The organism is uncultured Sphingomonas sp. (assembly GCF_913776855.1).
Lineage (GTDB): Bacteria > Pseudomonadota > Alphaproteobacteria > Sphingomonadales > Sphingomonadaceae > Sphingomonas.
The window spans coordinates 1-25986 of sequence record NZ_CAJYQD010000023.1 but is presented as its reverse complement, the minus strand read 5'-3'; the positions used below and the strand labels follow the sequence as shown (position 1 = coordinate 25986).

The window sequence follows — 25986 nt, the reverse complement described above, 5'->3', positions numbered from 1 at the left end:
CGGTGGCCGGGGCGCTTGTCAGTGGAAATCGCGCGACTTGGGCACCAGCCGCACGTCGCGGGGATGGCGCGACGCCATCGGCCGGACGACCTCCGATTCCTGCACGCTCGCCTCGCCCAACGTGTCGAGCAGGTCGCTGCGGTCGCGCACCCGCGCGCCCATCAGGTGGACGATCCCTTCGCGGGTACGCTGCACCTCCCCCTCGACCAGCATCAGCCGCGCGCCCATCACCTCGCGCCGATACGCCTCGAACAGCCGCGCCCACAGCACGACATTGGTGATGCCGGTATCGTCTTCCAGCGTGACGAAGATCGCATTGCCCTTGCCCGGCCGCTGGCGCACCAGGACCAGGCCGGCGGCGGTCACCTTCGCCCCCGCCTTCGCCGCCATGATCCCGGCGCAGCTGGTCACCCCCATCCGATCGAGCCGCGTGCGCAGGAACTGCATCGGATGGCCCTGCAACGACAGCCTGAGCGTCTGGTAATCGGTCACGACATGCTCGACCTCGGGCATCGCCGGCAATGCCATGTCCGGCTCCGCGCCCAGCTCGGCGGCGCGGGCATGGGCGAACAGTGGCAGTTCGGCATCGGGCGTCCGCCGCACCTCCCACAACGCCTCGCGCCGGTCGCGCCCGATCGACCGGAACGCATCGGCATCGGCCAGCAGCCTGAGCGCGCGCTGCGGCAACCGGGCGCGGCGCGCCAGTTCCTCGACGCTGGCAAAGGGACGCGCTGCGACGATCGCCTCCGCCCAGCCCGCACGAAACCCGTCCATCTGTCGAAAGCCGAGCCTGAGCGCGAGGGCGTCTCCCTCCAGCCCATTATCCCATGCGCTCACATTCACATCGATCCCGCGCACGTCGACGCCATGGTCGCGCGCGTCGCGGACGATCTGTGCCGGGGCATAGAATCCCATCGGCTGCGAATTGAGCAGCGCACAGGCGAACACCGCCGGGTGGTGGCACTTGATCCACGACGACACATAGACCAGCCGCGCGAACGACAGTGCGTGGCTTTCGGGAAAGCCATAGCTGCCGAACCCCTCGATCTGGCGGAAGCAGCGCTCGGCAAAGTCCGGTTCATAGCCGCGCGCGGTCATGCCGCTCACCAGCTTTTCGCGGAGCTGGTCGATCGTACCCGGATTGCGGAACGTCGCCATCGCCCGGCGCAGCGCGTTCGCCTCGTTCGGGGTGAAGCCGGCGGCGGTGATCGCCAGCTTCATCACCTGTTCCTGGAACAGCGGCACGCCGTATGTCCGCCCCAGCAGCGTGCGCAGTTCGTCCGGGTCGTGCGGCGGCTTGGGTGAGGGGTAGGTTACCTTCTCCACCCCCGAACGCCGCCGCAGATAGGGATGCACCATATCCCCCTCGATCGGTCCCGGCCGCACGATCGCGACCTGCACCGACAGGTCGTAGAGGCTTTCGGGCTTCAACCGCGGCAGCATGTTCATCTGCGCCCGGCTCTCGACCTGAAACACGCCGATGCTGTCGCCCCGGTGCAGCATCTTATAGACACGCATGTCGTTCGCTTCGAGATCGACAGTCAGGTCATGCTCGCCCAGATCGTGCCGGCGCAGCAGGTCGAACGCCTTGCGGATGCAGGTGAGCATCCCCAACGCCAGCACATCGACCTTCATCAGGCCCAGCGCGTCGATATCGTCCTTGTCCCATTCGATGAAGGTCCTGCCTTCCATCGCGCCGTTATGGATCGGCACCATCTCGTCCAGCCGCCCCTGCGTCAGCACGAACCCGCCGACATGCTGCGACAGATGGCGCGGAAATTCCAGGATCTGGTCGACCAGCCACCGCAGCTGCGCGATGTCGGGATTGTTCAGGTCGAACCCGGCGCTGGTATAGCGCCGCGCCTCCATCGCGCCCGCGAAACTCCCCCACACTGTACTGCCCAGCCGCTGCGTCACATCGCGGGTCAGGCCCAGCACCTTGCCGACCTCCCCCACCGCGCTGCGCGGGCGATAGTGGATCACGGTCGCGGCGATGCCGGCCCGGTCGCGGCCATAGCGGCTGTAGATATACTGGATCACTTCCTCGCGCCGTTCATGTTCGAAATCGACATCGATGTCGGGCGGCTCGTCCCGCTCTTCGGACACGAAGCGCGAGAAGAGCAGGTCGTGCTGGCTGGGATCGACCGAGGTGACGCCCAGCAGGAAGCACACGATCGAATTGGCCGCCGACCCGCGCCCCTGGCACAATATTGGGGGCACGCAGCTGCGCGCGAAGCGGACCAGATCATGGACCGTCAGGAAATAATGGGCGTATTTCTGTTGGCGGATCAGCACGAACTCTTCGTCCAGCCGCCGCCGCACGCCATCGGGCAGATCGGGACCATAGCGTTCGTGCGCGGCGGTCGTCGCCAGATGCTCCAGCCAGTCCTGCGCCTGCCACCCTTCGGGCACCGGTTCGTGCGGATATTCGTACTGCAGGTCGGTCAGGCGAAACGTGATCCGCTTCAGGATCGCAAGGCTTTCCGCCACGGCTTCGGGGCAGTCGCGGAACAGCCGGGCCATCTCCGCCGGGTCCTTCAGATACCGTTCGGCATTGGCGGCCAGCCGCCGCCCGGCCGCAGCGATCGTCGTGCCCTCGCGGATACAGGTCAGCACATCGTGCAGCGGGCGCTGTTCATGGGTCGCGTACAGCGCATCGTTGGTCGCGAGCAGCGGCACGCCGATGTCGCGCGCAAGGGCGATCCGGCCGGCAAGGCGCCTACGGTCGCGCCCGCCGCGCGGCATCGTCGCCGCCAGCCACACCCGCCCCGGACAGGCATCGCGCAGCCGCGCCAGCAATGCCGCATCGGACGCGGTGACGATCAGCAGCAACCCTTCCTGCCACGCCAGCAGATCGGCCAGTTCGAGGTGGCACTCGCCCTTCTTCGCCCGCAGATTGCCGGTGCTGAGCAACCGGGTCAGCCGCCCCCATGCCGCGCGGTCGGTCGGATAGGCGACGATGTCCGGCGTGCCATCGGCGAATACCAGCCGCGTGCCGACGACCAGATCGAAGTCGTTGGGCGGCAATCCCTGCTCGGCCAGTTTCTCATTCGCCTTCTTGAGCGCGAGAAACGCCTGCACCACCCCCGCCACGGTGTTGCGGTCGGCAATCCCGATCCCGGCCATTCCCAGCGCGTTCGCCTGTGCCACCATGTCACACGGCGGCGACGCCCCGCGCAGGAACGAGAAATGCGTCGCGGCGATCAGTTCGGCGAAAGGCATCTCACGGGGCCAAGCCAGCCGGTATCGTCATTCCCGCGAAGGCGGAAATCCATATGCGCCGACGTTGCGACTCCATCCACAGCGTCGGCGTGAATGGATTCCCACCTTCGCGGGAATGACGGAAGTGGGAACAAGCGCCTGCCCCTGCCCCACCAGCCACAAACGTCATTCCAGCGCAGGCTGGAATCTCCCGCGGCAAGGACGCAGCGCCCACCACGGGGAGACCCCAGCCTTTGCTGGGGTAACGGGGTGGACAGGTCACGCGAACACCCCATGGACGTACCACATGGGATCGGGTGTCTCCCGATCGTACAGCCCGTGGCGAAATATCCAGTAGCGCCGTCCGCGCACATCCTCGACCCGGTAATAGTCGCGCGTGCGCACCTTGGCCTGCCCGCGGCGCCACCATTGCGCCGCGATCCGCTCCGGCCCTTCGAAGCGGATCACGTCGTGCAGGACGCGGCGCCAGCGAAAGCGGTGCGGCGGGCCATCGGGTACTTCGGCCATCACCTCGATCCGCTGTGGCGGGTCGAACAGGTGGATCGGGCGCAGCGGCGGCTCGCCCGCTTCCGGCGCGTCCCAGCCGGTCGGCATCGGCGCGTCGATCGCGTCGATGGTCAGCATTCCCTGCTCGGGCAGGTGACTGTCGCCCGGCGCGACCCGCGCGATCCGCCCGCGCCCCAGGCGCGTGCTGAGCCGGTCGACCAGCGCCGCCATCGCCTCTTCGCTGACCGTACCGCCCTCCAGCTGCAGCTGCGTGGCGGCAAGCGGTTCGAGCGCAGGCACGCTCATGCGGATCATGTCGAAGCCGAAGCCAGGATCGATCGGATCGGACAACGCATCGATCCGTTCGCGGAAAAGCCGCAGGATCGACGGCGGATCGCGCAAGGGAAGGCCGCTTTCCACAGCCAGATCGCGCAGCGCGCCATCGGCCCGGTACAACCGCACCGCAAAGCGCCGCCCGCCCCGATCGCGCGCGGTCAGCTCGTCTTCCGCCTCCGCCGCCAGTTCGCCGATCACCGCCAGCACATCGCCGTCGCGCGCGATCGGTTCGGCAAAGCGCCGTTCGAAGAACAACGCCGGCAGCACCCGGCGCGGCCGCAACCGCTGATCAGCATCGCCAAGCAGGCGCGCCAGTGCCGCTACCGTCTCCTCACCAAAGCGTGCCGCGATCGGCGCGGTCGGGCGGCTGGCGAGATCGCCGATGGTGCGCAGACCCGCCCGGCGCAATGCCACCGCAATCTCGTCATCCAGCCGGAGCGCCGCGACCCCGAGCCGCCGGACCGCCGCCGCCTCGCTTGCCGCAGGGGCACTCTGAAACCGGGCCAGCGCCTGCGCCGCATCGGGTGTATCGGCAAGGGCATGGCGCAGCATCCCGAACCGCGCCAGCCGTGCCTCGACCTCGGCAACCAGCGCGCCCTCTCCACCGAACAGATGCGCGCAGCCGGTAATGTCCAGCGTCACCCCGTCGCCGCCATCGAGCGCCACCAGCGGCGTGAACCGGTCGCAGGCGTCCGCGATCCGCTCCAGCCAGCCATGATCGGCGAACGGATCGGCATCGACCGCGACCAGATCGGGCAGCTGCGCCCGCGCATCGGCCAGCGCCATGCCCGGTGCGATTCCCTTGTCCGCCGCTTGGCGGTCGACCGATGCGATGCGCAGGGCCCCGCGCACCGTCTCGACGCAGACGAACGGCGCGTCATCCGGCACGGCGCAGGGGGATCGGGATAGCAACCGGTCGGTAGGCAGGAACGGCCACCACAGCGCCAGATGGCGTCGGCCGCTGGGCCGGACTGGTGAAGACGGCTTGCTCACGGTTCCACTCCACTTGCCAGCGACCATCGGCACCCCGGCCGCGCTGACGCAATAATTCAAGGTCGAAGGTCGGATGCCCCGGCGCATTGGCCGGCAGCGGCTGCGACGCGCAGGACCGCACCGCCCAGCGGGTGTCGGCAGCGCTCGCCACCGGCGTCGCGGCGATGCGCAGCAGCAGCGCCGTCACCCCGCTTTCCTCCGCCGCCAGCGCCAGGCGGCGGCTGGCGGTCAGGTCGAGCGGCCGGGGATCGCGATGCAGCTCGATCACCGCCACCCCGACTCCGGCGCAGCGCACCACATCGGCGGCGGCGCGCAGCACCGAGAGCGCATCGGGCAGGAAGCCGAGCAGCAGCCGCGCGGGATCGACGCCGATCTCGACCAGTCCCGGCGCGTGCAAGTGCCCGCCCCCGCGCACTGCGGCCTCCTCGCGCAGCCATACGATGCCGCCGCCCAGCCGAATCGACATCATTCCCGCAAAGCCCGTCGCGCTGCCGGCATCGCCCGCTTCGGCCGCAAAAATCTCGTGTAGGCGCCCGCGCGCGATGCCGCCGCCCAGCGCGGCGTCGATATCGCCATGCCCGGTCGCCACCCGCACTGCCTTGCCCGCCGGCGCACGCCGCTCCATGGCGGCGACTTGCCGCTTCAGGGCGGACAGGGTGGGCGACTCTGCGTTCATGGTTTGTTCTTTATCCTCCAACCCTTATGGATTCGTCAATCCGGGTTGGATGGGGGACGCGATCAACCGACCGTCAACGGCTCCACATCGACCGACACCTGCATCGTCTGTGCGCCCGACCCCAGCACGACGCCATCGATCGGGGCGATATCGGCATAGTCGCGGCCGATCGCCATCACGACATGATCCTCGGCCATCCAGATGCCATTCGTCGGATCGACCCCGATCCATCCCAGATCGGGACCGGCCCACACCAATACCCACGCATGGGTCGCATCGGCGCCCACCAGCCGCTCCTGCCCCGGCGGCGGCAGCGTGCGCAGATAGCCCGAGCAATAGGCGGCGGGCAGCCCGGCGCCGCGCAGCCCCGACAGCATGATCTGCGCGAAATCCTGACATACCCCACCACGCTTGGCGAAGGCCTCGGCGGGCGGCGTGTCGACCAGAGTCGCGGTCGGATCGAAGGCGAAGTCGCGCTGTATCCGCCGGACAAGCGCGATCGCCGCGTCCAGCACGCCGCGATCAGGATTCAGATCCTCCGCACACCATTCCGCGATCTCCGGCACAATCGGCACATGCGCGGAGGGGAAGAGGTAGCTGACCGGGCTGGCCGGGCCGGCATCGGCAACGTTCGCCACCAGGCTGCGGATATCGGCCAGCGTCGGATCGGTCGGCGACGGCAGCGGGATCGCACGATCCACGCTGACCGTCGCGCGGCTTTCGATCGTCAGCGTCCGCTCAGGCCGTTCGACCACCAGCCGGGTGACATTGGCCAGCCCCGCCTGCGCCCGCGCCGGATGGGTATGCCCACCCGGTTCGACCAGCAGCGCATAGTCCTCCAGCGTCTGCCCCGACCACAGGATCGGCCGCAGGCGCAGGTTGCAGCGCGCGAACCCCGCCGCTTCCTCATAATCGAAGCGGGTGATGTGGCGGATGGCATAGCGCATCATGCCAGCGTCAGCCCGGCTTCGCGCAGCGCCTGCGCACCCTGCAGGAAATAGCGGGTGGCGATGGCGTCGGACAGCTTCTGCAACTGCTGGTTGATCTCCAATACCCAGCCGCGATCGACCCGTTCCGCCGATGCCATGGCGATGCCGGCGGTCAGGCGCGCGGCGATGCGCTGCTGCGGTTCGGCGATACCGGCATCGTTCAGCACCGGCAGCTTGCAGAGATGCTGCACGATCGTCTCCACCTGATACGCGATCCCGCGCGGATTGCCGGGGTCGAGCGCGATCAGGTCGATCACCGGCACCCGCGCAAACCCGATCAGGTAGCGCTGGCGATAGCTGATCTGGCTGTCGGCCAGGTCGAGCAGGGTCGACAGGTCCTCGGCATTGGCCCGGCGCAGATCGACCGACAACAGCGTCCGCGTCACCGCCAGCGCGCGTTCGATCCGCCGGCCCAGATCATGGAACCGCCACGCATCGGTCCGCCCCATATGTTCGGCCGACAGCCCGGCGAGCGCAGCATAGCGGCGCTGCAACGTGCCCGCGCGGTCGAGCAGCGTGCCCGTGGTCGGATGCGGCGCATCCAGCAGGCGCACCATGTCCGCCGACAACCGGTCGCGCGAAATGCCGCCGATGCCGGTCGCCAGCCGGTTGACCGCGCGCACGCTGCCCCAGCCATCTGCCGCCTCCATCGCTTCCCGCGCGAAATCGACCAGGTCGCGGCGGCGATGACTGGGCGGGCGCGGGGCGGCGCCGGTATCGGCGATGATCGTCACCAGCCGCTCGACCGTTGCCGGGGCCAGCGCCGCACCGGTATCGGCGGAGATCGAATGGCCGAACAGCACGCGGATGACGCCCAGCAGCGCTTCGCCCCGCTCCAGATAGCGGCCGAGCCAGAACATGTTGTCGGCGACCCGGCTGGGCAGCGTGCCGGGATTGCGGCGCAGTTCCACGCTGTCGGTCGGTTGCAGCAGCGATACCGGCGCGACCGGATCGGGCCCGTGGACGATGACGTCCGCCGACCACGACCCCTCCCCCATCACCGCCGCACGCGCGTCGGGCTGATCGCCGATCCGCACGAAGCCGCCCGGCAGCACGACCCAGCGCCCGTCGCCACCGCGCGCGGCAAAGACCCGGAGCGAGAAGGGACGCGGCAACAGCCCCTCGCCGCACGCGGTCGGCATGGTCGACAGTTCGGCGACCTCCTGCCCGACATAATCCTGTGGGCGCAGCGCCATTGCCGCGACCAGCCGCTCGCGCGCCACACCGTCCAGCGACGCGCCGAGCACCGCCCCATCCGGCAATCCTGCGACCGGTGGCCCGGCAAAGGCGGGGCCGATCACCAGCTGGTCCAGCGACGACAGGACATGCGCGCGCGCTTGGGAGTCGCCGCACCACCATGTCCCGATCGACGACAGCGACGGCGCATGGCCCAGCAACCGCTCGCCAAGCGCGGGCAGGAACGCGGCAAAGGCCGGCGATTCCAGCACGCCGACGCCCGGCGCGTTGGCGATCACGACATTGCCCGCCGCCATCGCATCGACCAGCCCCGGCACGCCGATGGTCGAATTGGCATCGAACGCCAGCGGATCAATCAACCGCGGGTCGATCCGCCGCCACAACGCGTCGATCCGCTTCAAGCCTGCAATGGTACGAACGTAAAGCTGGTCGTCGCGCACCGCCAGATCGGCCCCCTCGACCAGCAGGAAGCCCAGATAACGCGCCAGATGCGCCTGTTCGGGATAGCTGGGGTTGAGCTTGCCCGACGTCAGCAGCCCGATGCGCGGTTCGGCCCGGCGACACGCTGCGGCAATCCCCGCGCGCATCGCGGCAAAGAACGGCGCGTGGCGTTCGACATTCACCCGCGACGGCAACCCGCCCAGCGTCCGCCCCATCGCCAGCCGGTTTTCCAGCGCATAGCCCGCCCCCACCGGCACGCGCAGGTGATCGGCCAGCACCCGCCAGCGCCCGTCCGGCCCCCGGCACAGGTCGGCGGCGACGAAATGCAGCTGATGCCCGCCCGGCGGCGTCAGCCCGACCATCGGGCGCAGGAACAGCGGCGACCCGGTCACCAGCATCGCGGGCAGCACACCATCTGCCACCAGCCGCTGTTCGCCATGGATGTCGGCGATGGCGCGCTCGAACAGCTCGGCGCGCTCCGCCATCCCCTCGGCGATACCGCGCCATTCCCCGGCACCGATCAGCAACGGAACCGGCGACAGCGGCCAGCGGCGCTCCTCCTTCTCGCCCGCCGCGCGGTACGCGGTGCCGATGTCGTCGGCATGGCGCTGCGCGCGTTCGCGCGCGCCCGACAATGTATCGGGCACGCCGGCCAGTTCGTCGAACGCCGCTTCCCATGCCGCGCGGTCGATCCCGGTCGCCTCGCACAGCATGTCGCCGCGCGGCGCGCGCGCGCGATAGTCGTCCAGCCAGCGCGCATCCGTCACGCCGGCATCGACCCGTCCATTGCTTGCGCGGCTGGCCATAACCCCTTCCCGATCCCGTGCGATCCCAAGCACGCACGCCGCCGGGGCGCAAGGCGTTTACGGAACGTCAGGCCGTCGCAAACGCAGAGGGACGACAAATGGGCGCGGTGAATGCCCGGTCAGCCACATAGGTCATCCCGGCGAAGGCTGGGATCTCCCGGCTACAAAGTGCCCTCCCAGCCGCGCGAGGCTCCGGCCTGCGCCGGGGCGACGGAAGCGGATCACGCCACCGCGAGGCGCTGTTGCAGCCGATGCACCTCGTTCACCGCTCCTGCGCCCTCCAGCCGGAAGCGGGCGACCTCGGTAGCCAGCACCTCGGCTTCCTGCGCCAGAATACGGGCGGCGGCGGTCGCTTCCTCGACCATCGCAGCGTTGCGCTGGGTCACATTGTCCATCTCGGACACGGCAGTATTGACCTGTTGCAGCCCGATCGACTGCTGCGCCGCCGACGTGGCGATGCCCGACACCAGTTCGCTGATCTCACCGATGCGGCCGATGATCCGTTGCAGCGCCTGTCCCGTCGCATTGACCAGATCGACCCCGGCATCGACCTGATCCGACGAAGCGGTGATCTTGACCTTCACATCCTTGGCCGCGTCGGCCGATCGCTGTGCCAGCGCGCGCACTTCGGACGCGACGACGGCGAAGCCCTTGCCGGCATCACCCGCCCTTGCCGCCTCAACGCCGGCGTTCAACGCCAGCAGGTTGGTCTGAAACGCGATGCCGTCGATCACGCTGATGATTTCGCTGATCTCGGCCGACGACCGCTGGATACCGCCCATCGCGTCGACCGCCTGCCGCACGATCCGGCCCGATTCCTCGGCTTCGCTGCGCGCTTCGCCGACAATCCGGTCGGCACGCGACGCACCGTCGGCGGTCTGGCGGACCGTGCTGGTGATCTGGTCCATCGCGGCGGCGGTTTCCTCCAGGCTCGCCGCCTGCTGCTCGGTCCGCTGCGACAGATCGTCCGATGCATGGCGGATATTGCCCGATCCGATGCGGATCTGCTCACCCGAGCGGGTGACCATGCCCAGCGTCTCGCACATCTGCACCCGCATCGCTTCGAAACTGTCGGCCAGCGCCTGATATTCGGTGGGAAGCCCGTCGAGCGAGACGGTCAGGTCGCCCTGCGCCATCCGTTCGAAGGCGGCTCCACAACGCTCGATCACCGCACGGCGTCCCGCCTGTTCGGCGGTGAAATAGGCGGCCAGCGCGATGTCCATGTCGATCAGCGACGCCTTGACCAGCGCGGTCGCCGCCCGTGCCCGCGCCCGCGCGCCGAACGGCAGGCCCAGCCGCCCCAGCACCAGCCGGGGCAGGACATGTTCCAGCATCCGGGCATAGCCGCTGATGTACCAGGTCGGCGCCAGCCCGATGCGGGCATGGACGTTGCCGATATTGGTCGCAGCGGCGGCATAGTCGCGGTCGATCGGCCCGGAAAACAGCTTGCGCCAATGGTCCAGCTGCTTGTCGCGGGCATGGTCCATCCGCGCCTGGGACGCGAACATGCCGCGGATCGACGCCGTGTTGGCGATGTGGCGATACAGCGCGTTCAGTGCGGCGGGCGCATGGCGTTCGATCGCGCGCCGAACCATCGGAAACGCGCCATAGCTGTGTTCGTCATAGTCGAACGCCGCCAGGCGCTTGTCGAAATCAATCTCGTCCGATCCGCTCACCCGACCCTCCCTTGGTACAAAACGTACCATACTGGAGCATGGGTTAACGTCGCGTAGCCTGAAAGCTGAAAAAATGACCGCCCGCCCGTAGCTTGGCGAGCGATCAGGCGGGCACCGCCGCGCGGCGCAGCCGGTCGTTGATCGCCGCGCCCAAGCCCTTGTCCGGCACCGGTGCCACCGCGATCCGCGCAGTCCCGGCGCTATCGGCGATGTGCAACGCATCGAACAGCCGCGCCGCGGCCTCCACCGCGTCGCCCCGTGCCGACAGCGTATCGTCGCCCTGCACCGTGCCGAACCCGATCAGCCATTCGCCCGCCTGTCGCACGGTCGCGTTCAGCCGCACCGGTTTGGACGGGGCGTAATGGCTGGCAAGTTGCCCCGGCGCCTCGATCCCCGCCCCGGCGCCACCGATCGCGACACCCAACAGATCGGCTACCGCTTCGCGCGAAATCGGCCCCGGTCGCAATTGCCGCACCCGTCCGTCGGCACAGGCGATAATCGTCGATTCGATCCCGCTTGGCGTCGGTCCGGCGTCGATCACCATCGGAATACGTCCGTCCAGGCTCCGCAGCACATGTTCGGCACGGGTCGGACTGATCGATCCGCTGGCATTGGCCGAAGGTGCTGCCAGCGGCCGGCCGGTCGCGGCGAGCAGCGCCTGCATCGCATCATGCGCCGGCACCCGGATCGCGATGGTGGGAAGCCCCGCCGTCACCAGCGACGCGATCCCCGCCCCCTTGCGCATCGGCAGCACCAGCGTCAGCGGCCCCGGCCAGAACGCCTCGGCCAGCCGGTCGGCAGCTTCATCGAAGATCGCCAGCGCCTCGGCGGCGGCGCGGTCGGGGACATGGACGATCAACGGGTTGAACCCCGGCCGCCCCTTCGCCGCATAGATGCCCGCCACCGCGCGCGAATCGGTCGCGTCGGCGGCAAGGCCATAGACCGTCTCGGTCGGCATCGCGACGCAGCCGCCATCCGCGATCACCCGCGCCGCCGCCGCGATCCCCGCCGTGCCGTAGGGTAAGGAAACGGTGGTGATCGAAGCGTTTGAAGCAGTCATGGTTCGGTGCCTATACCGCCAAAAACCAAGGATCGAGAGAGGGCAAATGGACCTGACCCCCGCCACCGCCGAACAGCGTTTCGTGCTGACCCATGCCGCAGGGATCGAAACGATCGCCGACGCCCCCCGTTTTGCCGATGCGACCCCCGACCTGCTCGACGCGATCCTGACCGGGATCGGCGATTTCGCCGCTGGCGAATGGCGGCCGCTGGCGCGCACCGGCGACACGATCGGCGCGCGCTGGACCCCCGACGGCGTGGTGATGCCCGATGGCTATCGCGCCGCCTATCAGGCCTATGTCGCGGGCGGCTGGGGCACGATCGGGTCGCCGGCCGAATTCGGCGGACAGGCGCTGCCCTTTGCCGTGGCGACCGCCGTGCTGGAGACGCTGGGCACCGCCGATCTGGGCTTTGCGCTTGCGCCGACGCTGACGGTCGGTGCGATCGAGGCGCTGACCCATCATGGCAGTCCCGAACAACAGGCACGCTATCTGCCGAAGCTCGCGACCGGCGAATGGACCGGCACGATGAACCTGACCGAGCCGCAGGCCGGATCGGACGTCGGCGCGCTGACGACGCGGGCCGAACCGGTCGGCGACGGCACCTGGCGGATCACGGGCACCAAGATTTATATTTCGTTCGGCGATCACGACATGGCCGACAATATCGTCCACCTTGTCCTGGCCCGCACGCCCGGCGCGCCGGCGGGGACCAAGGGGATTTCGCTGTTCCTCGTCCCGAAATACCGGGTGGATGCCCATGGCGAACCGGGCGAGTCCAACGACGTCCGCGTCGTGTCGATCGAACACAAGATGGGGCTGCACGCTTCCCCCACCTGCGTCCTGTCGTTCGGCGATAATGGCGACTGTATCGGCGAGTTGATCGGGGCGGAGGGCGCGGGGATGCGCGCGATGTTCACGATGATGAACAATGCCCGCCTGAATGTGGGGCTGCAGGGGGTGCAGGTGGCGGAGGCTGCGACGCAGCGCGCCGTCGCCTATGCCCGCGATCGCATCCAGTCGGCGCGTGCGTCGACCGGCGGCGCGCCGGTGGCGATCATCGAACACCCCGATGTCCGCCGGATGCTGCTGCGCATGACCGCGCAGACCATGGCCGCACGCGCCCTGGTCTATTACGCTGCGGGACAGGTCGACCTTGCGACGCTGGGCGTGGCAGGGGCCAAGACGCGACTCGATCTGGTCACGCCGCTGGCCAAGGCGCACGGCACCGACATCGGTTGCGAGGTCGCGAGCCTTGGCGTGCAGGTCCATGGCGGCATGGGTTATGTCGAGGAAACGGGCGCGGCGCAGCATTATCGCGATGCGCGCATCACCCCGATCTACGAAGGGACCAACGGCATCCAGGCCGCCGATCTGGTCGGGCGCAAGCTGTCGGGCGACAGCGGCGCGGGCGTGGAGGCGCTGTTCGCCGACATGGAGGCGGAGGTCGGCCATGCCGCTCTGCGCGACCTGCTGAACGATACCCGTGCCGTCGCCCGCTGGATGCTGGAGGCTCCGGTCGATGACCGGCTGGCCGGCAGCTATCCGTTCCTGACAATGCTGGCGACCTGCGTCAGCGGATGGCTGCTGGAACGGCAGGGCCGTGCGCTGGACAGCGTGGCAGATCCCGACTTCGTTGCGCGGAAGCGGGCGGCGGTCGCCTTCCATCTCGACCGGATCGTGCCCGAAGCGCGTGGGCTGGGCATGGCGGCAATGGCCGGCGCCGGCGGGCTGTACGCGTTAACCGCCGAACAGTTCGCGGCGGGATAATGGTCGAAGGGCCGGCATCGCGTGGTGCGATACCGGCCCCGATCGGCTTGCCATCGTTGCCCGATCAGGCGGCCGGCGGCACGGCCTCTTCCTCGTCGGCGCGGACACGGCGGCGGCGGCGCGGACGCTCCGCACCATCATCGTTCGCCGACAGCGACGGCGGCAGGCGATCGGCCTCGATCGACGGCGCGACCTCCGCCGGATCGGCGGGTGCCGCCTCCACGCGGGTGCGGGTCGTGCGGCGACGGACGGGCTTCGCCTCGACCGCGACGTCCGGCGTCGGTTCGGCAGGCTCGTTCTGCTGGGTGCCGACTTCGCCCTCCACGCCGCGCAGTTCCGCGCCGTCATTGGCCGGGGCGGTGGTGCGTCCGCCGTCGCGACGCAGGCGTTCGCGCTGGGGCCGGTCTTCGCGCTGGAAGCGATCGTCGCGTGCCTGGCGTTCCTCGCGCGGCTGACGCTCCTCGCGCGGGGCACGGTCTTCGCGATATTCGCGCTGGGCGCGGGGCTGGCGATCGTCGCGGTTGCCGCGATCCTCGCGCTGGTCCCGCTGCTGGCCGCGATCGTCGCGGTTGCCGCGATCCTGGCCGCCGGTTTCGGCGCCATTGTCGCCGTCGCCGTCGAAATCATCCTCGTCATTACCGTCGAACTCGTCGCGGCTGCGGCGCTGTTCCTCGACCCGCGAACGACCGGCTTCCAGCACGCGGAAGTAATGGTCGGCGAACTGAAGGTAATATTCGGTGTTCACCCGGTCGCCGGCGCGTTGCGCGTCGGACGCCAGGTTCTTGTATTTCTCAAGCAGCTGCGCCGCGTTGCCGCGGGCACGATTGTCGATGCGATTGCCGTTATCACGCGGATTGCCGCCGCCGCTTCCCGGCTGACGCTGGCCACCGCGACCGCGACGGCGGCCGGCCTGACGATTGTTCATCAAGGGTTGGTTGTCCTGTCCTTACCTGTCCGTCGATCTCGCGATCCCGGATGCGAGCCACTGCGCGAAACGATGCACGGGCACCGTCCGCCTGCCATGACCACCGGACGACAGTGGTTGATGACGATGGAAGGAGCCACGCCCCGCGATCGACGCCTCCGTCGATGGTGCCTGCCCCGCTGCCGGTCTTAGCGGGTGCGTCGTGCAACTCCAAGCGGAAAGATGGGGTCGCCGCAAGACGCGATCAACCCGCGACGACGCAGCGCGGGCGGCTGCCCAAGTCACGGACCAGCCGCGCGGGCAAACCGACGTCCGCGACCAACGCCAGCACGGCGTCGCCCTGTTCGTGGCCGATCTCGATCGTAGCGATGCCGCCCGGCGCCAGCAGCCGGGGCAGTTCGGGGACGATGCGGCGATAATCGTCCAGGCCGTCCACCCCCGCGAACAGCGCGCCGCCCGGTTCGTGGCCGGCGACTTCGTGCGGCAACGCTTCGCCGGTACCGATATAGGGCGGGTTGGCGAGGATCAGGTCGAACGGGCCGTCGATCCCGGCGGTCCAGTCACCCTCCAACCAGGTCACCCGGTCGACCATCCCCAACGCGTCCCCGTTGCGCCGGGCATAGTCCAGCGCCTGCGCCGATGCGTCGACGCCCAGCCCGGTCGCCTGCGGCCATTCCGCCAGCGCGGCGAGCAGCAACGTGCCCGGCCCGGTGCCAAGGTCGAGAATGCGCGCGGGCGTGCGACCGGCGAAATGATCGACCGCCGCCTCGATCAGTGTCTCGCTGTCGGCACGCGGGACCAGCACGCCGGGGCCGACCAGCAGGTCGATCGTCCAGAAGGCGCGGCTGCCGGTGATGTACGCGACCGGTTCATGGGTCAGCCGGCGTTCTACCAAAGCCTCGAATGCGGCGGGGACCGGATAGTCGAGCCGGGCGAGCAGCATGGCTTCGCGGGTACAGCCCAACGAGTGGGCGGCGAGGAGTTCGGCGTCTAGGCGGGGGGAGTCGGACAGCGTGGCGATGCGGGCGGTCGCCTGCGTCAGTGCCTGGCGCAGCGTGGTCATGGGTTCACGCGAAGGCGCGGAGACACGAAATCCACCTTCTTCTTTCAACGCCCCGACATCACCCATCCAGCGTCGCCAGCCGCTCCGCCTCGTCCTGCGCGATCAGCGCGCCGATCAGTTCCTCCATCTCGCCCTCGAGGATTTCGGGCAGGCGATGGAGCGTCAGGTTGATGCGGTGGTCAGTCACCCGCCCCTGCGGGAAATTATAGGTGCGGATGCGTTCCGACCGGTCGCCCGACCCGACCATCGAGCGGCGGGTGCCGGCGCGTTCGTCGGCCAGCCGCTGGCGTTCGGCCTCGTACAGGCGGGTGCGCAGGACCTTGAGCGCCTTCGCCTTGTTCTTGTGCTGCGACTTTTCGTCCTGCTGGATCACGACCAAGCCGGTCGGCAAGTGGGTGATGCGGACCGCCGAATCGGTCGTGTTGACCGACTGACCGCCCGGCCCGGACGAGCGGTATACGTCGATGCGCAGGTCCTTGTCGTCGATCTGGACATCGACATCCTCGGCTTCGGGCAGGACCGCGACGGTCGCAGCGCTGGTGTGGATGCGGCCGCCGCTCTCGGTCGCGGGGACGCGCTGCACGCGGTGGACCCCGCTTTCGAACTTCAACCGCGCGAACACGCCCGCGCCGGTCACGCTGGCGACGACTTCCTTGTAGCCGCCGGCGTCCGATACCGATGCCGAGATCAGTTCGACCCGCCAGCCGCGGGTGTCGGCATAGCGCTGATACATGCGGAACAGGTCGCCCGCGAACAACGCCGCTTCGTCGCCGCCGGTGCCGGCGCGGATTTCGAGCATCGCCGCACGTTCGTCCGCCGCGTCGCGCGGCAGCAGGGCGAGCGACAGCGCGCGTTCGGCCGCTTCGAGCTGCTGGCGGTTGGCGTGGAGTTCCTCCACCGCCATCTGACGCAAGTCGTCATCGGCGTCCTGTGTCATGAACGACAGGCTCTCGCTCTCGGCGCGCAGCCGACGCACCTCGCCCGCTGCCGCTGCGACCGGTTCCAGCTCGGCATATTCCTTCGACACCGCGACGAAGCGGTCGCCGGGCAGGTCGCCGGTCGCCATCTGCGCCGCCAGTTCGTCGCGCCGCGCCTCGATCTGGGCGATGCGTTCGGGGGCGATGGTCATTCGCTATCCGATGCCTGCCAAAGGCCCTGGCGCCATTCGCCGATCATTTCCTCCAGCACCGAATCGCCCTCGACGTCGCCATCGGTCACACCCGACGAATACAGGGTGGCAGCGTGCAGAAATGCCTCGCGGTCCTCGGCGGTCACGTCGATCTGTCGGCCGGTCGCCAGCAGCTTGGCAGTGACACCGCCATCCGCCCCGACCAGTGCCACCATCGATGCACCCTGCGTATCGGCCTTGGCCATGCGCCGTTTCATATTGCCGCGATAGGCCATGTCGGCAACCGCCCCGGCGGCACGCAGGTCTTGGAGCAGCGTCATTGCGGCAGCGTCCGCGCCACCTTCGCGCGGAATGACGCAGACGGCGGCGCGCGGCGCATCCGGCTCCTCCAGCAGCATCGCCAGCCGCTCGATCCCCGCCGCCCAGCCGACGCCCGGCGTCGCCGGGCCACCAAGGCTTTCGATCAACCCGTCATAGCGCCCGCCGGCCAGCACCGTGCCCTGCGCGCCCAGCCGGTCGGTGACGAATTCGAACGCGGTGTGGCGGTAATAGTCGAGGCCGCGCACCAGCCGGTCGTTGCGGGTCCATTGGACCCCCGCCGCGTCCAGTCCCGACGTCACTGCCGCGAAAAAGTCCGCCGCTTCCGCCGTCAGGAACGAGTCGATCCCCGGTGCCGAATCGGCGATCGGCCGGTCGCGCGGGTCCTTCGAATCGAGGATGCGCATCGGGTTCTTGGTCAGGCGCTTGAGGCTGTCCTCCGACAACTCACTACGATGGGCCTCGAAATGCTCGACCAGCGCGGTGCGCCAGGCGTCGCGCGTCTCGGCATCGCCCAGCGTATTGAGCTGCAGCGTCACGCCGTCGGCGATGCCCAGTTCCTTCAGCAGCTGGTCGGCCATTGCCAGCAGTTCGACATCGGCCATCGGCTCCGCCGCACCGATCACTTCGGCGTCGATCTGGTGGAACTGGCGATAGCGGCCCTTTTGCGGGCGTTCGTAGCGGAAGACGGCGCCGTGCGTCGCGAGCTTCAGCGGGGCGTGCTGCTGCCACCCTTCGGTCAGGAACGCGCGGGCGATGCCGGCGGTGAATTCGGGGCGCAGCGTCAGCGAATCGCCGCCGCGATCCTCGAACGAATACATTTCCTTCGACACGACATCGGTCGTCTCGCCCAGCGAACGGGCGAAGACGGCGGTCGATTCGAACACCGGTACTTCGACCCGGTTGAAGCAATATAGCCGGCGCACGCGCTCGAACGTCTCGGCGACATGGGTGAAGCGCCGTTCGAAATCGCCGAAAATGTCCTGGGTGCCGCGCACCGGGCGCGGAGTCGTGATCTTTGCCATTGTGCGCGCGATTTATGGCGTCCGGGGTACGAACGCCAGTGTTTACGCAGGCACATGTCCCAGTTCGCCACTGGCCCGTGCCTGCCTGCCATAGACCGCCTCGAACAACGGGGTCGCCATGACGGTCGTGACGATGGCCATCAGCACCAGCATCGCGAACAAGGTCGGGCCGATAATCCCCTTTTGCAGGCCGATATTGATGATGATGAGTTCCATCAGCCCGCGCGAGTTCATCAGCGCGCCGATGCCGAGCGCGGTGCGGTTGTCCTCGCCCGCCAACCGTGCCGCGGCCCAGCAGGCGCCGAACTTGGCGAGGACCGACACCGCCAGCACGCCCAGCGCGATCAGCAGGAGCGGCAGCGAGCTGACCGTGTCCATCCGCGTGTTCAGCCCCGAATAGGTGAAGAACATCGGCAGCAGCAGCACGACCGCCAGCGGCTCGACCTTGCGCTTCAGTTCCTCGACGAACAGCCCGCGCGGCATGAACACGCCCAGGATGAAGCCGCCGAAGATCGCATGGATGCCGATCGCATCCATGAAGAACGCCGACATGCAGAACAGCATCAGCGTCACGGACAGCACGGTCATGCTCATTTCACCCTTCGCCTCGACCGCGCGGCCCAGCGGGGCGAGCAGGCGCTTGCCGAACAGGATCAGGAACGCGGCATAGAGCAGCGCCCCGCCGATCGCGAGGATGGCGACGCCTGCACCCGCACCGAACGTCGCCAGCACGATCGCCAGCACGCACCACGACACCGCGTCGTCGAACGCCCCGGCGGTCAGCGACAGCGTACCGAGCGCGGTATCGGCAAGGCCGCGTTCGTGGATGATCCGCGCCAGCATCGGAAAGGCGGTGAGCGCGATGCAGGCGCCCATGAACAGCGTCGCGCTGCCGGTCGAAATCCCCTCCGCAAACAGGCCGGGCACCGTGAGCAGCAGCGGGGTCACCAGCACCGCCAGCAGGAACGGCATGGCGATGCCCGCCGCCGATACCATCGCGGCGCTGCGCGCCTTCGTCTGGAAATGGTCGAGCCGGAGCGTCAGGCCGACAAGGAACATGTAGAGGCCGACGCCCAGCTGCGCGCCCGCATAGAGGACGCCGCGCGTTTCCTTGGGAAAGATCGCCGCCTGCAGATCGGGGAAGAACAGGCCGAGCAGCGAGGGGCCGAGGACGACGCCCGCGATCATCTCCCCCACCACCTGCGGCTGGTTCAGGAAGCGCTTGCCCGCCCAGCCGACCACGCGGCACGCGAGCAGGATCACCGCCAGCTGCAGGAAGAAATGGATCGAATAGTCGGACGGGGCAAAGCTCTTTGCCGCCTGTACCGCCGGCCCGTGCGGGTTCAGCACGTCGCCGATCGCGGCGCCCATTTCGTTCAGCATCGTGCCCTCCCCCGGCATCCTGTGGTCGGAGCAATAGGGCTGGATGCTGTAAAAGCAAGGCGTTGCACGAGGCGGTTGACCTGTCCCGGTCCGCTGTGGCAGGTGCATCGCCCTGACGTGCAAGCGCGTGGGCGGGTATAGCACAATGGTAGTGCAGCAGCCTTCCAAGCTGAATACACGGGTTCGATTCCCGTTACCCGCTCCAACCCTACATCATCGCGGCCCGAACAGGATCACCCCGCAGCCGGCGATGCAGAGTGCCGCGCCGATCAGGTCGAACCGGTCGGGCGCCATCCCCTCGACCGCCCAGCCCCACAGCACCGCGCCCAGCACATAGACGCCGCCATAGGCCGCATAGGCACGTCCGGCCCCGGCGGTGTCGCTCTGCGCGAGCAGCCATGCGAAGGCGACCAGCGCGGCGATGCCGGGAACCAGCCACAGCGGTGACCGGTCGAGCCGCCACCAAGCCCAGAAGGCGAAGCAGCCCGCGATCTCGCACACAGCGGCAAGGATGAAGAGAATGGGGGTCGGGATGACTGCCTCCCGCTGGGGCACCGCCGCGCTACCCGCGCGGGCGGTGGTGGACAGGGCTGGATTCGAACCAGCGTACGGGAAACCCGGGCAGATTTACAGTCTGCTGCCTTTAACCACTCGGCCACCTGTCCAGCCGCCACTCAGGCGGCGAGGCCGCTTGAGCGAGGGCGCCCATTGCCGTCCCCGCGCCGCGCTGTCAACGCCTGCCTGCAACTTTGTTGCCGATTTGCGCGCGGCCGCCCGTCGCGGCTATGAGCCGGGCATCGCGTTTGCCGACCACGGCCGCACCCCGAAAGATTCGAAAGACCGACATGGCCCGCAAAGGACACCGCCCCAGCAAGGCATCGCCGCAACGCCCCCGCTTCTGGGGCCGGCATGCCGCCTTCGCCGCGCTCGACAACCCGGAACGGGTGATCCGCAAGATCTGGTGTACCCGCGAAATGGGGTCGCAGCTGGTCCTGCCGGACGGCGTGCCGGTGGTGTTCGCCGAAGCCGCCGACCTCGCCCGGCTGGTCCCCGCCGATGCGCCGCACCAGGGAATCGTGGTCGAGGCCGATCCGCTGGAGGATATCTGGCTGGCCGACCTGATCGAACAGGGGCGCGACGATGATCGCCCGATCCTGTTGCTCGACCAGGTGACCGACCCGCACAATGTCGGTGCGATCCTGCGATCGGCGGCGGCGTTCGACTGTCTGGGCGTGGTCACGCAGGACCGCCACGCGCCGCCCGAATCGGGCACGGTCGCACGGTCGGCATCGGGCGCGCTGGAGAGCGTGCCGTGGGTGCGGGTGGTGAACCTTTCGCGCGCGCTCGTCGAACTGGGCGATGCCGGGTACTGGCGCGTCGGGCTGACCGGCCATACCGAGACGACACTGGCACAGGCGCTGGGGCCTAAGCGGGTCGCGCTGGTCGTGGGTGCCGAGGGTGAGGGGATGCGCCAAAATACCGCGGCGCATTGCGACATCCTGGCCAAGCTGCCGATTTCGGACCGGATCGAGAGCTTGAACGTGTCGAATGCGGCGGCGATCGCGCTGTATGCGGTGGCCACGCACGAGGGATGAAGACGAAGCAGCGCCAGCTGGTTCGCATCATCCCCGTGCCGGCCGGCGGGCTTTAGCCCGACCGACGACATGGGCTTTGCCCATGGCGGGTTGTGGTGGGCGGGATTCTCGGTTTTCGACGGGCGCTTCTCGATAGGCTCGAAGCTGCTCGAACCGAACGGGGTGGGTAGACGGGAGCGTACCCCCCCAAGAGCGCCATGGGCAAAGCCCATGCCGTCGGTCGGGGCATTGCCCCGCCGGCCGCGCGTGGAAGGGCTGCGCGCCAGCTACGCTGCCGCGTCAGTCTTCCTTCGCGATGACCACCCGCATCCCATCCAGCGCCTCGCTGACCGGCAGCTGGCACGACAGGCGCGAGGTCGCGTCGCGGTCGTCCACCGCGTCGAGCAGGTCGTCCTCGTCCGGGCTGACCGGCGGCAGGCGGTCGAGATAGGCCGCGTCGACATGGACGTGGCAGGTCGCGCACGAACAACAGCCGCCGCACAGCGCGAGGATGTCGTCGAAGCCGTTGATCTTCAGCACTTCCATGACGGACAGCCCGACCTCCGCGTCCACGGTTCGTTCTTCCCCGGCACGGTCGACGACGGTAAGCGTTGGCATCGTATCTTCTCCTGTTCGTCGCCCCATGCCGGGGCGACCGACGCATTTCAAGGACCGGACATGGGGCTTTCCGCCGAACAGCTGCGCACGTCGCTGGATGCGCTGGCCGCGCGCGAACCGGCATTCGCGGCGGCGCTGGCCTATGCGGGCTATCCCGAACCGCGCATCCGCGAGCGGGGCTATGTCACACTGCTGCGCACCATCGTCGGGCAGCAGGTGAGCTACAAGGCGGCGGACGCGGTGTGGAAGAAGCTGGAGGCGCTGCTGGGCGATGCCACCGACCCCGCCATGATCGCGACCAAAAGCGACGAGGAACTGCGTGCCGCCGGGCTGTCGCGGCAGAAGAGCGGCTATGCCCGCAGCCTTGCCGACGAGGTGCTGAGCGGGCGGCTCGACCTTGCCCATCTGCCGGAGGAGGATGAGGAGGCCATCGCGCAGCTGGTGCGGGTCAAGGGGATCGGGCGGTGGTCGGCCGAAATCTACCTGCTGTTCGCCGAGGGGCGGACAGACGTGTGGCCGGCGGGCGACCTGGCGGTGCAGGTCGAGATCGGCAAGATCCTGGGCCTGCCCGAGCGGCCGAGCGAGAAGCAGATCCGGGACCTTGCCGAACAATGGCGCCCGCACCGCAGCGCCGCGACGGTATTCGCGTGGCACCATTATATGTTCGATCCAGAGACGAAGGCGGCGAAGAACAGCGCGATCTGACGCGCCGGCCAAGGTCCAGCATGGCTGGACCAAGGCTCAAGGCGCGTCCGGCCGGCGGCGCGAAAAGCGCCGACCGACGGCACCGGCTTTGCCGGTGACGCTGCGTTGAAAACAAACACTTTTCCAGCCAAAGTTCACAAAGTTCACACTCACCACGCTTTCGCGCGTTATTTGCGACTGCTGCGCAATAGCGATCGATGGGTCAAAGAGTGCAGCGACGCTGACAGGGCGATCCGATGTAGGAAAGCGATTTCCCCATGCGGGGATTGCGGCTACGCTGCCCCCGGATATCGGAGGGGATCATGCGCCGAACGCTCCTGCTTGCCGCCCTGTTGACGGCCGCGCCGCTCATCGCCGCCGCACCCGCCAACCCGCTGGAGGGGCGTTGGCAGGTCGACCTCAGCACCGATCCGGCCAAACCCTATGTAAAGACGATGGAACTGCATCTGGCGGTGGACGGATCGGTCACCGGCAGCTTCTATGACAGCAGCATCGAGGGGGGCCAGTGGAAGACCGATCGCGGGCGGACCTGCGTCAGTTTCCGCACCCGTGACGGCGTGGGGCCGTATCACAGCAGCGCCTGCCTGCGGGGCAAGGTGGTCGAGGGGCAAACCTGGGCCGAGCATCGCCGGTTCCTGTTCAATTGGAACGCGACACGGGGGTAAGGCCGGTCAGTCGACCGGTAGCACCATGAGCGTCACCGCCGCCGGTTCGCTGCCCGCGATCTGGAGGAGGTGGCGACCGGGTTTGAGGTCGAAATCGACCATCTTGCGAATCGTCGAGCAGGACGGGCCGTGGCCGTGCGTCACCGATGCGACGGGCATCGTGCCGCGGAGTACGTCGATCCATGCCGGCGATCCGAGCGCGACGCGGTAGCGCCCGGCGCGGGCCACATCGAACGCGAACAGGCCACCATGGCTGGTCGCCGCACCGGGCTTGGCCGGCGGTACGGCATAGGTCACGCCGGTGATGGGCAGCAGCGTCGCGCGCACGGCGGATCGCGCGGTTAGCAGCACAGGCTTCGCCGCGGTCGCCGCCGCGGCGACGGCGGTTGGCCGACTCCACCCCTCCATGCCGCGCGGCAGAGCGATCGGCGTTGGCGGGCAGGCTTCGTCCCGATGGGTGGCAACCACCTGTGGCAGGGACAGCGCGATAAGGGTCGCCAGCAGCATGGAGGTTCCCGTCAGCTCGAAGGTCGGTACCGGCGCACGCTACAGCGTGGGCGCGGCTATTTGAAGCATCCGTTATCCGGGCCGACTGCTGCGCGCCATCATCGGGAGATCCCAGCCTGCGCTGGGATGACATATGGTTCGGCCAGCGACAACGCTACCGCCCCGCACACCAGTCGGCGTAGGGCGTGTTCGCCACCTTGTGCCGGTTATAGTCGGGCGCGCCGTCGGTCCACCAGACGGGGCCGCGTTCGCCCAACGCGACCTTGGCCGCATCGACCGCCTTGCCCGCCTTTGCCACCGCCGCGTCATCGGCGGCGCGCTTGCCCGCCCCTACCGCGCGCCGCGCGTCCATGAGGGCATGGACCAGCCCATCGCGCTCCGCTTCGGGCAGGTCGGGCCGGGTCGCGCGCCACAGCACGCCGTCGACCACGATATAGCGGCCATCGGGCGTGTGCGGCGGTTCGGTCACGCCGGTTCGATCAGGCGGCGCGCCTGCGCCCGCGCCTCATCGGTGATCTCCGCGCCGGAGAGCATCCGCGCGATTTCCTCGCGGCGTTCGTCACTCGACAGGGGCCGGACGCCGGTGCGGGTGACGATGCCGTCGTGGCGCTTGGCGATCAGCAGGTGGCGGTCGCCGCGTGCCGCGACCTGCGGGCTGTGGGTGACGACCAGCAGCTGCGTGGCGCGCGACAGGCGGTGGAGCCGGTCGCCGATTGCGGACGCCACCGCGCCGCCGACGCCGCGATCGATTTCGTCAAAGATCATCGTCGCCGCCCCGCCCTCTTCGGCCAGCGCGACCTTCAGCGCGAGGATGAAGCGCGAGAGTTCACCGCCGGACGCGATCTTGGCGAGCGGCGCGAATGGCGCGCCGGGGTTGGTCGAAATCTCGAACTCCACCCGGTCGCGACCCGATGAGGACCATTGGCCATCGTCCAGTTCGGCGACGACGGTGCGGAAGCGGGCGGCGTCGAGTTTGAGGGGCGCCAGTTCGCCCGCCACCGCCGCGTCGAGTCGCGCGGCCGCTTCGGTACGGCCGGCGTGGACGCGATCGGCTTCCGTCGCATAGGCGGCGCGCGCCTTCGCGACGGTCGCCTCCAGCTTGCCCAGGCCCGCCTCGCCCGATTCGAGCAGCGCCAGTCGCGCGGTCAGATCCTCTGCCAGGGTGGCGAGGTCGTCGGGTTGCACGCGGTGCTTGCGCGCCATCGCCCGGAGCGCGAACAGCCGCTGTTCGTCATCCTCCAGCGCGCCGGCATCGAAGGCGAGCGCGTCGGTCGCGTCGCGGAGCGCAGTCTCCGCCGCCTCTGCCTCGACCAGCGCGCGATCGACCGCCGCCAGCGATTCGGTAAGCGCGGGATGCGCGTCGGCGATACGTTCGAGTGCACGGGCCGCCTGTCGCAATGCCGACAGCGCGCCGTTGGCGCCGTCGAGACGCTCCTCGACCTGGGTCAGGTCGTCGGCGACCTTTTCGGCGCGCTGCATCGAGCGGCGGCGTTCGGCCAGCGTTTCTTCCTCGCCCGATTCGGGACGGAGTGCGGTCAGTTCGGCGACGGCATGTTCCAGCCATTCGCGGTCGCGCTGCGCCACCTCGATCTCGGCCAGGGCCGCGCTCAGCGTCGCCTCCGCCCCGCGCCAGTCGCGATAGGCGCGCGACAAAGGGGCAGTGTCGATCCGGCCGAACCCGTCGAGCAGCGCGCGGTGACCGCGCGGGTTGAGCAGGCCGCGATCGTCATGTTGGCCGTGGATTTCGACCAGATGCGGCGCGAGGTCGCGCAAGAGGCCGGCCGACGCGGGCTGATCGTTGACGAAGCCGCGGCTGCCGCCATCGGCCTTTACGATGCGGCGGATGATGAGCGGCTCGCCCGGTTCGAGGTCGAGGCCGTTATCGTCGAACAGTCGGGCGACCGGGCCATCGGGCACGGGCGCGGCGAAGATCGCGGTGACCGCCGCCTGCTTCGCGCCGTGGCGGACCAGCGCGGTATCGCCGCGTGCGCCGAGCGCGAGGCCCAGCGCGTCGAGCAGGATCGATTTTCCCGCGCCGGTTTCCCCGGTCAACACGCCCAGGCCAGCAGCGAAATCGAGGTCCAGCGCCTCGATCAGCACCACGTCGCGGATGGAAAGCCGGGTCAGCATCGCGCCCGATGTAGGCCGATCGGGGACGGATTTGAACCGCTTATGTTCCGTCCCGTCCGCCGAAGGCTCAGCGCGGCGTTTCGCCGCTGGGCAGCGGCACGGCGCCGGCACCCGTCCCGACCGTGGAGGGCGGAGAGGCGGGGGTGGCGCCGGAGGGGGCGGAGATCGGCGCGGCCGGGCCGTTCTCGGGCGGCAGCACCTCCACCGTCGGCTTGGGCGGCGGCGGCGCAGGGTGCACGGCGGGCGGCACGATCGGCTGGCCCGGCGGGACCAGCGCGGCGAGTTCGACCGGAT

The 25986-nt window shown here is 68.9% G+C and carries 21 protein-coding genes, 2 tRNA genes and 1 pseudogene; 5 read left to right on the top strand and 19 right to left on the bottom strand.

The genetic code is table 11. From position 1 onward, the window contains the following. Window positions 1-18 precede the first annotated feature (18 nt). The 7 genes from QZ755_RS06165 to QZ755_RS06135 form a co-directional block, all read right to left on the bottom strand. Entirely contained in the window at window positions 19-3222 is a 3204-nt protein-coding gene (locus QZ755_RS06165; RefSeq protein WP_294320788.1) for an error-prone DNA polymerase, read from the bottom strand. A gap of 258 nt (window positions 3223-3480) precedes the next feature. Next, window positions 3481-4932, bottom strand: coding sequence for a DNA polymerase Y family protein (locus QZ755_RS06160; protein WP_294320786.1), 1452 nt, complete (start codon window positions 4930-4932; stop codon window positions 3481-3483). Further along, the gene (locus QZ755_RS06155; protein ID WP_294320784.1) at window positions 4922-5713 is read right to left on the bottom strand and encodes a hypothetical protein; all 792 of its coding nucleotides are present in this window, start codon (window positions 5711-5713) and stop codon (window positions 4922-4924) included. Before QZ755_RS06155 ends, QZ755_RS06160 begins: the two co-directional genes overlap by 11 nt. A 62-nt stretch (window positions 5714-5775) precedes the next feature. Next, window positions 5776-6660, bottom strand: a complete 885-nt coding sequence (locus QZ755_RS06150) for a transglutaminase family protein (protein WP_294320869.1) — start codon at window positions 6658-6660, stop codon at window positions 5776-5778. Beyond that, a complete protein-coding gene (locus QZ755_RS06145) occupies window positions 6660-9146 on the bottom strand; it encodes a circularly permuted type 2 ATP-grasp protein (RefSeq protein WP_294320783.1) in 2487 nt (828 codons plus the stop codon). Before QZ755_RS06145 ends, QZ755_RS06150 begins: the two co-directional genes overlap by 1 nt. A 221-nt stretch (window positions 9147-9367) precedes the next feature. Beyond that, entirely contained in the window at window positions 9368-10822 is a 1455-nt protein-coding gene (locus QZ755_RS06140; protein WP_294320781.1) for a globin-coupled sensor protein, read from the bottom strand. Between the two features lie 103 nt (window positions 10823-10925). Then, complete coding sequence (locus QZ755_RS06135; protein ID WP_294320779.1) at window positions 10926-11882, bottom strand: L-threonylcarbamoyladenylate synthase; 957 nt, start codon at window positions 11880-11882, stop codon at window positions 10926-10928. 46 nt (window positions 11883-11928) lie between these two features. On the opposite strand from QZ755_RS06135, the gene QZ755_RS06130 reads away from it, so the two are divergent. Next, window positions 11929-13650 (top strand): acyl-CoA dehydrogenase, encoded by a 1722-nt coding sequence (locus tag QZ755_RS06130; RefSeq protein ID WP_294320777.1) that lies wholly within the window; start codon window positions 11929-11931, stop codon window positions 13648-13650. Between the two features lie 64 nt (window positions 13651-13714). On the opposite strand, the gene QZ755_RS06125 is transcribed toward QZ755_RS06130, so the two are convergent. The 5 genes from QZ755_RS06125 to QZ755_RS06105 all read right to left on the bottom strand — a co-directional run bounded on the left by QZ755_RS06125 (window position 13715) and on the right by QZ755_RS06105 (window position 19493). Beyond that, window positions 13715-14578, bottom strand: a complete 864-nt coding sequence (locus tag QZ755_RS06125) for a DUF4167 domain-containing protein (RefSeq protein WP_294320775.1) — start codon at window positions 14576-14578, stop codon at window positions 13715-13717. 241 nt (window positions 14579-14819) lie between these two features. Continuing rightward, a complete protein-coding gene (gene prmC / locus QZ755_RS06120; RefSeq protein ID WP_294320773.1) occupies window positions 14820-15638 on the bottom strand; it encodes a peptide chain release factor N(5)-glutamine methyltransferase in 819 nt (272 codons plus the stop codon). 58 nt (window positions 15639-15696) lie between these two features. Next, a complete protein-coding gene (prfA, locus tag QZ755_RS06115) occupies window positions 15697-16767 on the bottom strand; it encodes a peptide chain release factor 1 (RefSeq protein WP_294320770.1) in 1071 nt (356 codons plus the stop codon). Next, window positions 16764-18110, bottom strand: a complete 1347-nt coding sequence (gene hisS, locus QZ755_RS06110; protein ID WP_294320768.1) for a histidine--tRNA ligase — start codon at window positions 18108-18110, stop codon at window positions 16764-16766. Before hisS ends, prfA begins: the two co-directional genes overlap by 4 nt. A gap of 42 nt (window positions 18111-18152) precedes the next feature. Then, window positions 18153-19493, bottom strand: coding sequence for a cation:proton antiporter (locus QZ755_RS06105; protein WP_294320766.1), 1341 nt, complete (start codon window positions 19491-19493; stop codon window positions 18153-18155). Between the two features lie 131 nt (window positions 19494-19624). On the opposite strand from QZ755_RS06105, the gene QZ755_RS06100 reads away from it, so the two are divergent. Further along, a tRNA-Gly gene (locus QZ755_RS06100) sits at window positions 19625-19698 on the top strand. Between the two features lie 8 nt (window positions 19699-19706). On the opposite strand, the gene QZ755_RS06095 is transcribed toward QZ755_RS06100, so the two are convergent. Both QZ755_RS06095 and QZ755_RS06090 read right to left on the bottom strand, forming a co-directional pair. After that, window positions 19707-20027: a YnfA family protein gene (locus tag QZ755_RS06095; protein ID WP_294320867.1), complete on the bottom strand. Its 321-nt coding sequence runs from the start codon at window positions 20025-20027 to the stop codon at window positions 19707-19709. Between the two features lie 44 nt (window positions 20028-20071). Further along, a tRNA-Tyr gene (locus QZ755_RS06090) sits at window positions 20072-20158 on the bottom strand. 180 nt (window positions 20159-20338) lie between these two features. Between QZ755_RS06090 and rlmB the strand changes: the two genes are divergently transcribed. After that, window positions 20339-21088, top strand: coding sequence for a 23S rRNA (guanosine(2251)-2'-O)-methyltransferase RlmB (gene rlmB / locus QZ755_RS06085; RefSeq protein ID WP_294320764.1), 750 nt, complete (start codon window positions 20339-20341; stop codon window positions 21086-21088). Window positions 21089-21367: 279 nt separating this feature from the next. Here rlmB and QZ755_RS06080 read toward each other — a convergent pair whose 3' ends face one another. Next, window positions 21368-21685 (bottom strand): 2Fe-2S iron-sulfur cluster-binding protein, encoded by a 318-nt coding sequence (locus tag QZ755_RS06080; RefSeq protein ID WP_055818463.1) that lies wholly within the window; start codon window positions 21683-21685, stop codon window positions 21368-21370. A 60-nt stretch (window positions 21686-21745) separates the two neighbouring features. Between QZ755_RS06080 and QZ755_RS06075 the strand changes: the two genes are divergently transcribed. Together QZ755_RS06075 and QZ755_RS06070 are read left to right on the top strand one after the other, a co-directional pair. Next, entirely contained in the window at window positions 21746-22390 is a 645-nt protein-coding gene (locus QZ755_RS06075; protein ID WP_294320757.1) for a DNA-3-methyladenine glycosylase 2 family protein, read from the top strand. 302 nt (window positions 22391-22692) lie between these two features. Beyond that, window positions 22693-23055 carry a hypothetical protein gene (locus QZ755_RS06070; protein ID WP_294320755.1) on the top strand — a complete coding sequence of 121 codons (363 nt, stop codon included), beginning with the start codon at window positions 22693-22695 and terminating at the stop codon, window positions 23053-23055. Between the two features lie 6 nt (window positions 23056-23061). On the opposite strand, the gene QZ755_RS06065 is transcribed toward QZ755_RS06070, so the two are convergent. From QZ755_RS06065 to QZ755_RS06050, 4 genes and pseudogenes are all read right to left on the bottom strand, one after another. Beyond that, on the bottom strand, window positions 23062-23562 hold the full coding sequence (locus tag QZ755_RS06065) for a homogentisate 1,2-dioxygenase (RefSeq protein ID WP_294320753.1): 501 nt from the start codon (window positions 23560-23562) through the stop codon (window positions 23062-23064). Between the two features lie 154 nt (window positions 23563-23716). Further along, window positions 23717-24031 carry a hypothetical protein gene (locus QZ755_RS06060; RefSeq protein WP_294320752.1) on the bottom strand — a complete coding sequence of 105 codons (315 nt, stop codon included), beginning with the start codon at window positions 24029-24031 and terminating at the stop codon, window positions 23717-23719. After that, complete coding sequence (gene recN, locus QZ755_RS06055; protein ID WP_294320750.1) at window positions 24028-25692, bottom strand: DNA repair protein RecN; 1665 nt, start codon at window positions 25690-25692, stop codon at window positions 24028-24030. Before recN ends, QZ755_RS06060 begins: the two co-directional genes overlap by 4 nt. A 67-nt stretch (window positions 25693-25759) precedes the next feature. After that, window positions 25760-25986, bottom strand: a pseudogene (locus tag QZ755_RS06050) (hypothetical protein); the annotation flags it as partial.